Source organism: Actinopolymorpha cephalotaxi, from assembly GCF_013408535.1.
Lineage (GTDB): Bacteria > Actinomycetota > Actinomycetes > Propionibacteriales > Actinopolymorphaceae > Actinopolymorpha > Actinopolymorpha cephalotaxi.
On record NZ_JACBZA010000001.1, the window covers coordinates 2,426,444 to 2,439,233 of the forward strand.

The 12,790-nt window shown below is 72.6% G+C and carries 13 protein-coding genes; 11 read left to right on the forward strand and 2 right to left on the reverse strand.

The window, feature by feature from the left end; all coding sequences use genetic code 11:
* Positions 1–88: 88 nt before the first annotated feature.
* The 8 genes from FHR37_RS10805 to FHR37_RS10840 all read left to right on the forward strand — a co-directional run bounded on the left by FHR37_RS10805 (position 89) and on the right by FHR37_RS10840 (position 8,274).
* Positions 89–1,093, forward strand: a complete 1,005-nt coding sequence (locus tag FHR37_RS10805; RefSeq protein WP_092884368.1) for an adenine nucleotide alpha hydrolase family protein — start codon at positions 89–91, stop codon at positions 1,091–1,093.
* Positions 1,090–1,758, forward strand: coding sequence for a response regulator (locus FHR37_RS10810; protein WP_092884366.1), 669 nt, complete (start codon positions 1,090–1,092; stop codon positions 1,756–1,758). The genes FHR37_RS10805 and FHR37_RS10810 overlap by 4 nt, the downstream gene beginning before the upstream one ends.
* Positions 1,759–1,831: 73 nt before the next feature.
* A complete protein-coding gene (locus FHR37_RS10815) occupies positions 1,832–2,698 on the forward strand; it encodes a universal stress protein (protein ID WP_092884364.1) in 867 nt (288 codons plus the stop codon).
* A gap of 238 nt (positions 2,699–2,936) precedes the next feature.
* Complete coding sequence (locus FHR37_RS10820; protein ID WP_175542582.1) at positions 2,937–3,446, forward strand: hemerythrin domain-containing protein; 510 nt, start codon at positions 2,937–2,939, stop codon at positions 3,444–3,446.
* 101 nt (positions 3,447–3,547) lie between these two features.
* Positions 3,548–4,513, forward strand: coding sequence for an Acg family FMN-binding oxidoreductase (locus FHR37_RS10825; protein ID WP_139239026.1), 966 nt, complete (start codon positions 3,548–3,550; stop codon positions 4,511–4,513).
* 167 nt (positions 4,514–4,680) lie between these two features.
* Positions 4,681–7,281 carry a Kae1-like domain-containing protein gene (locus tag FHR37_RS10830; RefSeq protein WP_092884358.1) on the forward strand — a complete coding sequence of 867 codons (2,601 nt, stop codon included), beginning with the start codon at positions 4,681–4,683 and terminating at the stop codon, positions 7,279–7,281.
* Between the two features lie 117 nt (positions 7,282–7,398).
* On the forward strand, positions 7,399–7,845 hold the full coding sequence (locus tag FHR37_RS10835) for an Hsp20/alpha crystallin family protein (RefSeq protein ID WP_092884356.1): 447 nt from the start codon (positions 7,399–7,401) through the stop codon (positions 7,843–7,845).
* Positions 7,846–7,989: 144 nt separating this feature from the next.
* Positions 7,990–8,274 carry a DUF1876 domain-containing protein gene (locus FHR37_RS10840; protein ID WP_092884602.1) on the forward strand — a complete coding sequence of 95 codons (285 nt, stop codon included), beginning with the start codon at positions 7,990–7,992 and terminating at the stop codon, positions 8,272–8,274.
* 80 nt (positions 8,275–8,354) lie between these two features.
* Here FHR37_RS10840 and FHR37_RS32405 read toward each other — a convergent pair whose 3' ends face one another.
* Both FHR37_RS32405 and FHR37_RS10850 read right to left on the reverse strand, forming a co-directional pair.
* Complete coding sequence (locus FHR37_RS32405; protein ID WP_202818152.1) at positions 8,355–9,170, reverse strand: class F sortase; 816 nt, start codon at positions 9,168–9,170, stop codon at positions 8,355–8,357.
* A gap of 4 nt (positions 9,171–9,174) precedes the next feature.
* Positions 9,175–9,873, reverse strand: coding sequence for a hypothetical protein (locus FHR37_RS10850; protein WP_092884352.1), 699 nt, complete (start codon positions 9,871–9,873; stop codon positions 9,175–9,177).
* 226 nt (positions 9,874–10,099) lie between these two features.
* Here FHR37_RS10850 and FHR37_RS10855 point away from each other — a divergent pair, with 226 nt between their 5' ends.
* The 3 genes from FHR37_RS10855 (at position 10,100) to FHR37_RS10865 (ending at position 12,742) form a co-directional block, all read left to right on the forward strand.
* Complete coding sequence (locus tag FHR37_RS10855) at positions 10,100–10,837, forward strand: hypothetical protein (RefSeq protein ID WP_139239025.1); 738 nt, start codon at positions 10,100–10,102, stop codon at positions 10,835–10,837.
* Positions 10,837–11,655, forward strand: a complete 819-nt coding sequence (locus FHR37_RS10860) for a DUF4389 domain-containing protein (RefSeq protein WP_092884348.1) — start codon at positions 10,837–10,839, stop codon at positions 11,653–11,655. Before FHR37_RS10855 ends, FHR37_RS10860 begins: the two co-directional genes overlap by 1 nt.
* A 193-nt stretch (positions 11,656–11,848) precedes the next feature.
* On the forward strand, positions 11,849–12,742 hold the full coding sequence (locus FHR37_RS10865) for a class I fructose-bisphosphate aldolase (protein ID WP_092884346.1): 894 nt from the start codon (positions 11,849–11,851) through the stop codon (positions 12,740–12,742).
* The last annotated feature ends 48 nt before the right edge of the window (positions 12,743–12,790 follow it).

The following is a 12,790-nucleotide window of genomic DNA, read 5'->3' on the forward strand; positions in this document are numbered from 1 at the left end:
GCCCTGCCCCCGGTTTGTGTGGCACGGAAGGGTTGCGGCTGGGTCTCCGGCCGGGGGCTTGGGGCTTGGGGCTTGCGGAAAGGCACTGATGATCGGACCTGGTGGTGCGCTCACGGGCGCGGTTGTCGTCGGAGCGAGCGAGGGAGCCTCGGCCCACGGTGCGGTGGGCTGGGCGGCGCTGGCCGCGCGGGCACGCCGGCTCCCGCTCGTCGTGTGCCACGCCTACCAGACCGGTGGCGACGCCCCGGGCGGCGACAACGAACTCCACTGCGCGGCCCGCAACCGCGCCTGGCGGACCGCGAGGGACGGCGTCCGTCAGGCATCGGCGGCCGCGCCGGGGGTACGTGCGGTGCCCTGGGTGCTGGAGGGATCGGTCGCACAGGTCCTCGTGGGGGCGGTGCCCGACCCGGAGTTCCTGGTCGTCGGTGTCCGGGGGGAGGGCCGGCAGGCGGCAGAGCTCGTCGCCTCGTTCGGCCAGTGGGGCGGGGCGTTCGGCCCGTGCCCGGTGGTCGCCGTACCGGCCCGCAAGCGCGGGTTGACACGGCGGCCGCGTCGCCATCGACGTGGCCCGCGCCGGGGGGTCGCGGGCCGCGTCGTGGTGGCCGCCGAGGGTGGGCGGTCCGCGGACGAGGTACGCCGGTTCGCCAGGGAGGAGGCGCTCGCCTGGGGAAGCGAGGTCCGCGAAGTCCCGATGGCGGCGTTCGCCCGGTCCTCACCGGCAGGGTGTGAGTCGCTGTCGGCGGCAGCGCAGGATGCTGACCTGCTCGTGGTGGGTAGGCCCGGGGATGAGAACGCCGGGATCGGGGTAGGCGGACCGGTCGTGGCGTACTCCGGCGCCACCGGTGAGGTCGCGGAGCCGCCGCCGGCCGCCAGTCTGGCGAGGGTTCTCGGACCCGGACTGCTGCGCGGGCTGGGGTCCCCGATCGCGGTGGTGCCGGTGCGCGAGCGCGACCTGGTCGGCGGCCCACGGCCGCGCCGGCCACGGAGCGAGCGAGGGGATCGGGGCGAACGGGGTGGTCACCCAGGTGCACACCTGGCTGAACACTGGGGGACAGCGCTGGTGACCGCACCAGGGGAGAGAGGAACCGGATGACCATCAAGGTCTTCCTGTTGGACGACCACGAGGTGGTCCGGCTCGGCCTGCGCCAGCTGCTGGAGGAGGAGGACGACATCGAGGTGATCGGCGAGGCGTCCACCGCTGCACAGGCGCGGGCCCGGGTGCCCGCGCTTCGTCCTGACGTGGCGGTTCTGGACGTCCGGCTGCCCGACGGCGACGGGGTGACGGTCTGCCGCGACATCCGCTCCTCGATGGAGCCGCCGCCGGCGTGCCTGATGCTGACGTCGTTCTCCGACGACGAGGCGCTCTTCGACGCGATCATGGCCGGTGCCGCCGGCTACCTCCTCAAACAGGTGAGCGGCAACGACCTGGTGGGCGCGGTCCGCCGGCTGTCGACGGGGGAGTCGATGGTCGACCCGGCGCTGACCGCGGCGGTCCTGGAACGCCTGCGCCGCGGCCCGGACCAGGAGGACCCCCGCTACGCGGCGCTGACCGACCAGGAGCGGCGCATCCTCGACCTGATCGCCGCCGGCATGACGAACCGGCAGATCGCCCAGACCATGTTCCTGGCCGAGAAGACGGTGAAGAACTACGTGTCGGGCATGCTGCGCAAGCTCGGCATGGAACGCCGTACGGAAGCGGCCGTCTTCGCCGTGGAGCGAAGCCGGAAGGAACGCGCTGTCGGCCCGCCTCCGCAGTAGGCACATTCCGCGGTAGGCACATTCCGCGGTAGGCACATTCCGCGGTAGGCACAGCGCAGCCAGTCGGCAGCCAATGGGGGAGCACGTGGGCGAGGACCCGAACGCCGGCCGGCCGGTGACCGTCGGCGTGGACGGGCGACCGGGTGGCGTCCAGGCACTGAGCTGGGCCGCTGCCGAGGCCCGGACCCGCGGCGCCGCGCTGCGGGTGGTGCACGCGTACCAGCTGCCGATCGCGCCGGCGGCGTACCCGCCCGGCGACTACGACGTCTACGCCCTGGACGAGGCCGCCCAGGAGGTCGTGTCCGGCGCCGTGGCCGAGGCCGCGCCGGAGGTCGGCGACCTGCCGGTGGTCGAGGTGACGGCCGAGGGCAACGCCGTCCAGGTGCTCCTCGCGGAGTCCGCGTCCGCTGCCCTGGTGGTCGTCGGCACCCGCGGCCGGGGCTGGCTGGCGCGCGGCGTTCTCGGGTCCTGCAGCGCCGGAGTGGCCGCCCGAGCCCACTGCCCGGTCGTCGTGGTGCGCGGCCCGGGTGGCCCACCGGACGCCCCGGTCGTGGTGGGCGTGGACGGAACCGACCTTTCCGACACCGTGCTGGCGTTCGCCTTCGAACACGCCGCCCGGCACGGGGTCGGCCTGCGGGCGGTGCTGTGCTCGACGACGGGCGCCGGGTCGGACGCTGGTTCGGAGGCGGACGAGCCCGCCCGGGCCGTCGCGGAGGCGCTGGCCGGTTGGCGGGAGAAGTACCCCGATGTCCGGACCGACCGGATCGTCGTACGCGGCCGGCCGGTGGACGGACTTGTCGAGGAGTCGGCGGGGGCACGCCTCCTCGTCGTGGGGGCCCGCGGCCGGCACGCCCTGGCCGGCACCCTCCTCGGCTCGGTCAGCCAGGGCGTCCTGCGGGAGGCGTCCGTCCCGGTTGCGGTCGTCCACCCCGCTCCGTGACCGCCGCCGACACCGGGATCACAACCGGGATCACGACCGCGGCAAGGAATTCACGGCCACTCCGCGTCGCGGCGGATACACATCCGGCCACCGTGGGCCGGGGATTCCGCCCGAGCCGGGACCATCGTCAGGTCAGCGGGGACCATCGTCGGTCCGGCCGGGACCATCGCCCAGCGCGCGGGGGGTTGTCCACAGCACATCCTGAGAGAGATCTAACGGGATGTTGCTGGGAGGAAGTATGGCTGAGTTGACGTGGCTGCGCAGTCGACACATGGAGCTTGGTACCGAGGTGGAGGCTCTGCAGGCGACTGCTGCCTGGATGGACGACGCCACGATGCTGGAGGTGTGGGACCGGATCACCGGTCACGTGACCTTCTTCGTGAACGACCTGGTGCCGTACATCTCGGTCGAGGACGAGATCCTCTACCCCGCCTTGACCGTGGCCGCCGAGACCGCCACCCCGATTGACGTCCTTCGTGCCCACCACGCCGAGATCGACCGGTTGGCCGCCGACCTGGACGAGGCACGGCGCGCCCTGCCGCTCGGCGAGGAAGACGCCTGGCGCCAGGTGCGGCAGGCGCTGTACGGGCTGTACGCCGTCGCCCGCCTGCACTTCACCGTCGAGGACGAGATCGTGCTGCCGCTGCTGGAGGCCGACCTCGACGCCCGCGACGCCGAGGAACTCGAGGACGCGGTGCGCGCTGTCGTGCACAACACGCAGAGCTCCCTGGACTTCCAGGAGGCATGAGCACCCGCCGGACCGGCGACGGCGACCACCGGGTCTTTGGCCTGCGGGCGCAGGTGCCGAGGACTCTGGGAGCGGGCCGGCGTGGCCGTGACGCTCGAAGCATGCCCCGACGCCACGTTCTGACCGACCGCGAGGAGCGGTTGATCGTGGACGCCGCGGTGCACGCCCCGTCGGTCCTGAACACCCAGCCGTGGCGGTTCAGCTTCGGCGACGACCAACTGGAGATCTGGGCGGACCCGGCGCGCCAGCTCACCACGGCCGATCCCGCGGGCCGGTTCATGGCGATCTCGTGTGGAGCGGCGACGTACAACGCACTCCTCGGTGTCCGGTACGCCGGGCACGAGGCGTGGGTGCAGGCCCAGCCCCGGCCGCAGACCCCGTTCCTCGCCGCGGTCGTCCACTTCGGTGTCCGCCGGCCGATCGCCGCCGACGACCTCGCGCGGTACGACATGATCGCGCAGCGGCACACCAACCGCGGGCCCTACCGCGACTGGCGGTTGCCGTTCTCGCTGGTGACCCGGCTGGAGGAGGCCGCGGAGGCCGAGGGCGGCCACATCCGGGTGCTCACCTCCAGCGAGGTCGAGCGGGTACGCCACCTGGTGGCCGAGGCCGAGCGGGCCCAGGAGCCCGACGAGGCCCTGGAGAAGGAGATGGAGCCCTGGATCGGCGCGCGGGACAGCGCGGACGGCATCCCGGTCGGAGCGCTCGGCCCCCGGTCGGCGGACTCCCGGGCCCCGGTCCGCGACCTGGACCCCCACCGGCACGCCGGCCCCCGCGACGTGGCGATCTTCGAGCACCGGCCGACCCTCGCCGTCCTGTCCACCCCCGGTGACGCCCACAAGGACTGGGTACGAGCCGGGATGGCGTTGCAGCGGGTTCTGCTCACCGCGGGCCAGCACGGCGTGGTGGCGTCCTTCCTCAACGCACCGATCGAGGAGCTCAACGAGCGGGGCCACCTGCGCAGCGCGGCGCCGGGGCTGGACCATCCGCAGATGGTGCTGCGACTTGGGTATCCCCGTGGTGAGGCGGTACCGACACCGCGCCGGCCGGCCGACCAGGTGATGTGAGGACGGTCCGGCGGCGCGAACTGTCCGGCGGAACCGCGGGGTGAACCTGCTGGGTGAGTCTGCGGGCTGGATCTGCGGGCTGGATCTGCGGGGCGACGGGGAAACGAGGGGGAGACCATGGCCGGACCGGCGTTGTACACCCGTGCCTCGCGTAATGGTGGGCGGCGATGAGCGGGGCGGTCACACGTCCCGTCCCCGACAGTGAGCTACCGGCCCGTCAGGCGCAGCGGGTGCTGGTCGCGGGCTCGGTGGTGGGCGTGGGGCTGCGCCGGCACCTGAGCCAGGTCGCCGGTGAGTGTGGGCTCGACGGTACGGCGCGGACGGTGCGCGACCAGGTGGTGGTCGAGGTGGCCGGTCCGCCGGCCGCGCTGGCGGAGTTCGTCCACCGGGTCAGTACGCAGGCGCCGCGGCCGGCCCGGGTGAGCCTGGTGGACGTCGTGGAACTGGAGGGGATGACCCCGCACCCGGGTACGGGCTTTCGGGTGCTGTTCGACGACGTGGACCCGCCGATGGCGGCCGGGCTGGACGGTACCTCCCGCGCCGGCCACACCACCGGTCACACGTACGGCCACGTCTCCGGCACCACCCACGAGGGCCGGCCGCCGTCCGCCACGGAGCCGTCCGGCGCGGAGCCGTCCGGCGCGGAGCCGTCCGGTGAGCCGTCGCCCTGGGCCGACCGGGGAATCTGCCCGGCCTGCCTGCGGGAGCTGTTCGACCCCGCCGACCGGCGGTACCGCTACCCGTTCCTGTCGTGCCGCCTCTGCGGCCCGCGGCAGTCGCTCCTGGACGAGCTTCCGCCGTACGGACGGCCCAGCGCCTTCGGCGAAGGACCTGACGACTGCCTGCCCGGCCTGCCCGGTCTGCCCGGGTTCGCGCCGTGTGCCGCCTGCACGGCCGAACGCGAGGACCCGGCAGGCCGGCGCCACCACGCGCCGGCGACGGCCTGCCCTGAGTGCGGCCCGCACCTCACCTGGCGTACCTCCCGGGCCGACGGCGACGACGGCAGCGGCTGGGGCGACCGCGGCGGCAGGCTCTGGGCCGGCGGCACCTCGGGTGACCGCCGGTCCGACGCCGAGGCGCTGGCGGCGGCTGTGGAGACGGTCGCGGCCGGTGGCGTCGTGGCGGTGAAGGGGCCCGGCGGCTACCAGCTGGTCTGTGACGCGACCGTTCCCCGGGCGGTGGCCCGGCTGCGCTCGCGGACGCACCGGTGGACCCGCCCGCTCACGGTGCTGGCTCCGGACCTGTCGGTGGCCCGGGCGGTCGCCGACCTGGGAACCGCCGAGGTCGACCTGCTGGTCTCACCATCGCGCCCGGTGGTGCTCGCCCCGCTGCGGCGCAGCCGGCTGCCGATCGCCGCCGGGGTCAGCGCGGGTTCGGACCACGTGGGCCTGGCGCTGCCCGCCACCCCACTGCAGGCGCTCCTCGTGCACGATCTGGACCGTCCTTTGGTGGTGACCGGCGCGCACCCCGCCGAGGAGCCGGTGGTGGTCGACGACGCCCTCGTCCCGGCCCGGTTGGCCGGGCTGGCCGACGGCTTCCTCGGGCACGACCTGCCGATCCGCACCCGGACGAGGAGCTCCGTCCACTGGGTCGTACGCGGCCGCCCGGCGGTCCTGCGGCGCGGCCGGGGGGTCGTACCCACCGCGGTGCCGCTGCCGTTCGCGGCCCGTCAACCTGTGCTTGCGGTGGGTGCGCAACTGTCCCACACCTGCACGCTGGCAGGGGATTCGCGGGCGTACGTGGGTGAACAACTCGGCGACCTGACCAGCCCGGCGAAGCTGGACGCGTTCGAGCAGGAGCTCAACCGGCTCGTCCCGCTGGTCGGCGGCACCCCCGCGGCGGTGGCGCACGACCTGCACCCGGGCTACCTCGCCAGCCAGTACGCCAGGCGCTGGCCGCAGGACCGGCGGATCGCCGTACAGCACCACCACGCGCACGTCGCGGCCTGCGCCGCCGAGCACGGGGTGACCGGGACCTTCCTCGGCGTCGCCTACGACGGCCCGGGCCTCGGCGACGACGGCACGCTGTGGGGCGGGGAGATCCTGGTCGCCGACCTACGCGGCTACCACCGGGCCGGCCGGTTCGGTCGCGCGCCGCTTCCCGGAGGCGAACTGGCCGCCCGCAGCCCGATCCGTACCGCACTGGGCTACCTCCTCGCCGGCGAACGTCTCGGCGGCGCGCCGATCGACCCGGACCTGCTCGGCGCCCGCACCGAACGCCTGTCCGCGCGCGAGCTGGAGACCGTACGCCGGATGGTCACCGGTGGCGTGAACAGCCCACCGGCGTCCAGCGCCGCCCGGCTGGTGGACGCGGTGGCCGGCCTGCTGGGACTGCGGGAGGACGCCGCGTACGAGGGGGAGGCGGCGACCGTCCTGGAGACCGCGGCCAGGGGCCGGCGCGAGGAGGAGCTGCCGTGGCGGATCGTCACCGCCGACGGGGTGCGGGTGTACGACCCGGTGGTGACCCTGGCGGCGGTGCTGTCCGGCATGGCCGACGGTGTGTCCGTCGGGCGGCTCGCGGCGGCGTTCCACGCCACGCTCGTCGCGGTGACCGTCGCGCTGTGCGTCGACGCCGGCCACGAGGCCGGGGTGCGCACGGTGTGCCTGGCCGGCAGCACCTTCACCAACCGGCTGCTGCTCGGCGGCGTGGTGGACGGGCTGGAGCGCGAGGGCTTCGACGTGTTCGTCCCCGAGCGGGTGCCCACCGACGACAGCGGGGTGAGCTACGGCCAGGCCGCGGTCGCGGCGGCGCGGATGGCGGCCGGGTGACCGACTTACCGGACATCGGGACCGTTCGGGCGAAGGACCCACACTCCCGGGCCGGTCGACTCTGCTGAACGCGGTGCCCGGGTGATGGGCTGAGGTACGACTGAGGAGGCGATCGGTATGGCAGGTGGGACACCCGAGGTCCGGCGCGAACGCCGTTCGCTGCCAGACCTGCTCGACTGGGCGGAGAACCTTCCCGAATCGCTGACCTGGACCAACTGGCCGGCGCCCGCGGGCATGCGCGGCATCCGCGTGGAGGAGTTCCTGGACGAGGACGGCACCTTCGTCGCCCGCGCCGAGCTCCCCGGTATGGACCCTGGCAAGGACATCGACCTCGAGATCGACAACGGCATGCTGGTGATCCGCGCCGAGCGCCAGGAGGAGAAGCGCGAGCGCGGCCGCACCGAGTTCCGCTACGGGAAGTTCACCCGCCGGCTGGCCCTGCCCGAGGGCGCCGACGAGTCCGAGGTCAGTGCGCGCTACACCGACGGCATCCTCGAGGTCCGGATGCCGGTGAGCGAGAAGCGCCCGGAGGCGCGCGCGATTCCGGTGCAGCGCACCGGCTGAGGGGATGGGGGGACCCGCATCGGCTCCGGGGGGCGTCCGATGCGGCAGGTGCGGCCCGCGCGCACGGGCCGCACCTGTTCCCCTCGGCTTCCGTCTGCCCCGGCCCCGGAGTCGCAGGACCCGGAGGACTCGCAGGAGGACACGATGACCGACACCGCACAAGTCACCAAGCACTGGAACGTCGACATCTTCATCGACGAGCACGACGGCCAGACCCGGGCGGAGGCACGGCTGGTGTCCGGTGACCGGACGCACCTGTCCGGCGCCGGCCGGGCACGCCGTAATCCGGCGGACCCGAGTGTGCCGGAGATCGGCGACGAGCTGGCGGTCGCCCGTGCGCTGTCGGAGCTGGCGCACCGGCTGCTGCACGCGGCGGCCGACGACATCGAGGGCGTCACCGCCCGCCCGGACGGGGACCGCGGGCGCTGAGCTTGCTCGGCGCTTCCGGTCCGGCTCGCCGGGCGGGCGGCTGGGGTGGGCGGCTGGGTGGTTTGTGGCCTGTACCCGGGCTACTTGCCGGCGACCTTCCGGGCGGGGGCGTACTGGGTGGCGAAGACGATGATGTTGTCCTGGTAGGACGTCGCCTTCGACCACGGACCGCCACAGGTGACCAGGCGCAGCGTCGACCTGTCCGAGTCGCCGTACACCAGATCGGTCGGGAACTTCGACTTCGGGTACGCCTTCACACCGTCCACTTTGTACGGCACTGTCAACCCGTCCTTGCGGACGATGGTGAGCAGGTCGCCCGGCCGGAGCTCACCGAGCCGAAAGAAGACGGCGCGGCCGATCTTCACCGAGTCGACGTGCCCGACGATCACCGTGTTGCCGATCTCACCTGGGCTGGGCCCGAACTTGTACCACCCCGCGAAGTTGGCTCGATCGGGTGTGGGCACCTGGATGGTCTTGTCCTTGTTCAGTCCCAGCTGCATGAGCCGGGTGTTCACGCCGATGCGCGGGATGGTCAGGCTCATCGGGATCGACGGGGGCTCCCCGGTGCGGGTGGGCTTCGGCGTCGCGGTGGGTGTTTCCGTTGTCTCCGTTGTCGACGGAGCCGGCGTTCCACCGGGTTCGGCGCCCTGTGCCGGTGGCCTGGCCGCCGAGCGGGACGTGGTCGTCGGCGAGGCAGTCGGCGCGGACGTGGGGTTGGCGGTGGGAGTGGAGAGGAACGCCGGCGCGGCGTCGCCCGCGGGCATCGGTGGCCGCTCCGCGGGCAGGTTGAACGCCGCGACCAGCATGGCCGCTCCGGCGAGTGCGAGCACGGCGACGAGGCCGAAGCCGGCGGCACGGCGCAGTTTCCCGCGCCGGCCACCGGCCTCGCTCGTCACCGGGTCAGACCTGCGCCCCATCGGTTCGCCGCCGGCGAACCATGAAGACGCCGCCGAACGCGGCCGCCGCCAGCGCCGCGGCACCGCCGGCCGCGAGGTTGGTGTTGGCACCGGTCAGGCCGCCGTCACCGCCGGCAACCGGTCCCTGCGGGTCGGTGGCGTCCCCCGGAGCCTCGACCACGTGGATCTTGCCGTAGCCGCACTCACCCTTGACCTTGTACCAGCCCGGGTGCACGTACTCCTTGACGTAGGCCTCGCCCACGTAGACGTAGTGCTTCTTGTGGTCCTTGCCGTCCTTGCCGTCGCGGCCGTGCTCGTCGCCCTTGCCGTCGCGGCCGTCCTGGCTCCAGTGGTCCTGGCCGTCGGCCTGGTCCTGGCCCCAGCCGTCCTCAGGCGCGGCGTCGTCCATCCTGCCGCCGTCGTGCGGCCGGGGCTTCCAGCGCTCGAGCTCGACCTTGCCGGTCGCCTTGGACCAGACCTTGGCGTACTCCTGCTCCTCCGAGCACACCTCGATGATCTTCACCTCGTCACCGGGGCGCACCCACTTCGGGTACGTCTTGATGTAGCCGTGGTCCTCCTTGTGGTCGCCGCCCCAGGTGGACGGCGTGGTGCTCGCGGACGCGATGCCGGGGGCGGCCACGAGCAGCGCCGCGCTGGCGAGTGCGCCACCGGCAGCGACCTTTCCGAGGTATTTCTTCGACACTTTGTGTCACTCCCTTTGGTTACCTGTTCAGGCCGGTCTCAGCTTTCGCTGACCTCAAGAAAGCTCCCCTCGGTCCGTCCGTGAACAAACTGAATTCGGATTGAAAAGGAACCCTCCCGGTGCCGGTGTCCCGGTCGATAGCGTGGGTCCATGTTCGTACGCAATTTCCACGGACACTAAGCCGCTTTCGGCGGTGTTGTGAGGGTTGGGTTCTGTGGGAATCTCGGTGACCGGCGTGCGGAGCCGGGGTCGCGTCCGGCGGGCGGTTCCAGCCGGTCTCGCCCTGTTCGCCGGGTTCGCCCTGGCACTGACCGGTCTGCTGGCCGCCTCGGGTGAGCTCGGGCGCCGGCCGGGTTCACCGGGCGGCCAGCAGGGCACCCGGCTGGCGGTGCCCTCGACCGCCCTTGTCACCGGGCAGCACGAGCTGGGAGGGCCGGCGCGCCTCCTCGACCGGCTCACCTCGCGGCGGTCGGGCGCGGCCCGGATCACCGCCGTCCGGGTGGACGGCGGACCGGTGTTCATCGGGATCACCAGGTCGGCGGACCGGGCGAGGTACCTCCGGGGAACGGGGGTCGCGCACGTTGATCTCCGGGCGTCTCCGGCCGACGTGTCGTACGCGCCGGTGGCGGCCGGTCGCCGGGTGGATCTCCCCACCAGGGAAGGGATCTGGGCCGCCTGGTCGGTGGGGCCCGGCGCCCGGACCCTCACCTGGCCGCTGCGCCCCGGCGGGTGGGAACTGGTGGTGATGAACGCCGACGCCGACCCGGGTGTCGACGTACGGATGTCCGTCGGTACGCCGTCGTGGCCGCGGTGGCCGGTGCTCGCCGCGTTCCTCGCCGGAGGCGCCCTGCTCGCGGCGGTGGGCCTGACCGTTCTCCACCGCTCTCCGCCGGGGTCCCGCCCGACCGGCGTCACCCCTACGTCGTCACCGGCCGCGTCCGCCGACCAGGAAGGAGATGCGTGATGGGCCCGAACCAGCCATTTCGGCCGGACCAGCCAGAACAGCCAGAAAAGCCAGAACACTCGCATTCGGCGCATCGGCCCTATCCACTTCGGCTCGAGGGGCACCTGCAGCCGGACCTGTCCCGGTGGCTGTGGCTGGTGAAGTGGATTCTGGCCATTCCCCATTTCATCGTCTTGTGGATTCTGTGGATTGTGTTGCTGGTCCTGACCGTTGTCGCGGGAATTGCCGTGCTTATCACCGGGCGCTATCCGCCGCCGATCTTCGGGTTCACCGAGGGTGTGTTGCGATGGAGCTGGCGGGTGGCGTTCTACGCGCTCGTACTTGGTTGTGACAAATATCCGCCGTTCAAGTTCGAGTCCGATCCCAGCTATCCGGCCGACCTTTCGATCGACTACCCGTGGCGGCTGTCGCGCGGGCTGGTGCTGGTGAAGTGGTGGCTGCTGGCCATCCCGCACTACCTGGTCCTCGCGGTCTTCAGCGGCCGGACCGTGACGCTCGACTCGCACGGTCACGGGTGGGGCTCGTGGCCCGGCGGGGGAGCGGAGTACGGCTACGGACGGGTCGGGCCCGGGCTGATCGGGCTGCTGGTCCTGTTCGCCGCGATCTCGCTGCTGTTCCGCCGCGTCTACCCGGGCGGGATCTTCGATTTCATGATGGGGATGGAGCGCTGGGGCTACCGGGTCAGTGCGTACGTCCTGCTGCTGCGCGACGAGTACCCGCCGTTCCGGCTCGATCAGGGCGGGGAGGACCCGGGCGGGCCCGCCGAGGCCGCGGACCGGCCGGACCGGACCGGTGAGCCGCCCGCCCGGCCGGCCTGAGCGGCGGTCGGGAGCGCTCGGCCGCCCACCCGGACGTCGCGGCCACGCCCGGGCCGGACCGGACCTTCGCCCCTGTCCCAACAGGGGCATCGGCTGAGAAACCTGGAGAAGAACCAGGTCCTCCGCGGGACCTGGGACCGACTGAGACCGACTGAGATCCACTGAGATCGACACAGCGGGGAGGATCACCACGATGGCCAGCCGCCCACAGCTTCGCCAACTCGGCCTGAGCACCGGCAAGAAGGCCCGCCTGCACCGCATTCTCTTCCAGCACGGCGTCGGCAACGGCACCGCGATGTTCCTGCCCTACGACCAGGGGCTCGAGCACGGCCCGCGCGACTTCTTCGCCAACCCGGCCGCCGGTGACCCCGCGTACATTGTCAAGCTCGCCTTGCGCGGCGGCTTCAACGGCATCGCCGTGCAGGTCGGGCTGGCGGAGAAGTTCTACTGGGACTACGCCGGTGAGGTTCCGTTGGTCCTGAAGCTGAACGGGCGCACGGAGATCCCCGCGGCCGACAATCCGCTGTCGCCGCTGAACGCCGACGTCGCCGACGCCGTACGGCTGGGCGCGGACGCCGTGGGATACACGATGTACGTCGGATCGCCCGCGCAGGAAGCCGATTTCGCGCAGTTCCGGCAGGTCCGCGAGGACGCCCACCGCTACGGCCTCCCGCTGATCGTGTGGGCCTACCCACGCGGTTCGGCGGTCGACGCCAAGGGTGGCAAGGACTCCTTCTACGCCGTCGACTACGCCGCTCGCACCGCGACCGAGCTGGGCGCCGACATCGTCAAGGTGAACTTTCCCCATCCGGAGCTGCGGAAGGGGGCACGGGCGGAGTACGACGCCGACATCTCGCCGGCGCAGGCCATCGACGCCGTGGTGCGTTCGGCCGCCCGCACCTACGTGCTGGTCTCGGGCGGGGAGAAGGCCGGCGACGCGGCCATGCTGGACAAGGCGCGGATGGCCATGGACGCGGGCGCGCTCGGGCTGATCTTCGGCCGTAACGTCTGGCAGCGGCCCTGGGACGAGGCACTGGCCCTGGTGGACCAGCTCAAGGTGATCCTCGCGAAGTATCCGGCGCCGTGACGCACTCACCCGAATCCGGCGAACCGGCAGACATTCTCGACCCTCTCA

Excerpts from the sequence above, each read along its gene's own strand:
- FHR37_RS10805 (WP_092884368.1), top strand. The coding sequence starts at position 89 with ATGATCGGACCTGGTGGTGCGCTCACGGGCGCGGTTGTCGTCGGAGCG.
- FHR37_RS10835 (WP_092884356.1), top strand. The coding sequence starts at position 7,399 with ATGGCAGGTGGGACACCCGAGGTCCGGCGCGAACGCCGTTCGCTGCCA.
- FHR37_RS10860 (WP_092884348.1), top strand. The coding sequence starts at position 10,837 with ATGGGCCCGAACCAGCCATTTCGGCCGGACCAGCCAGAACAGCCAGAA.
- FHR37_RS10820 (WP_175542582.1), top strand. The coding sequence starts at position 2,937 with ATGGCTGAGTTGACGTGGCTGCGCAGTCGACACATGGAGCTTGGTACC.
- FHR37_RS10810 (WP_092884366.1), top strand. The coding sequence starts at position 1,090 with ATGACCATCAAGGTCTTCCTGTTGGACGACCACGAGGTGGTCCGGCTC.
- FHR37_RS10815 (WP_092884364.1), top strand. The coding sequence starts at position 1,832 with ATGGGGGAGCACGTGGGCGAGGACCCGAACGCCGGCCGGCCGGTGACC.
- FHR37_RS10840 (WP_092884602.1), top strand. The coding sequence starts at position 7,990 with ATGACCGACACCGCACAAGTCACCAAGCACTGGAACGTCGACATCTTC.
- FHR37_RS10825 (WP_139239026.1), top strand. The coding sequence starts at position 3,548 with ATGCCCCGACGCCACGTTCTGACCGACCGCGAGGAGCGGTTGATCGTG.
- FHR37_RS10865 (WP_092884346.1), top strand. The coding sequence starts at position 11,849 with ATGGCCAGCCGCCCACAGCTTCGCCAACTCGGCCTGAGCACCGGCAAG.
- FHR37_RS10830 (WP_092884358.1), top strand. The coding sequence starts at position 4,681 with ATGAGCGGGGCGGTCACACGTCCCGTCCCCGACAGTGAGCTACCGGCC.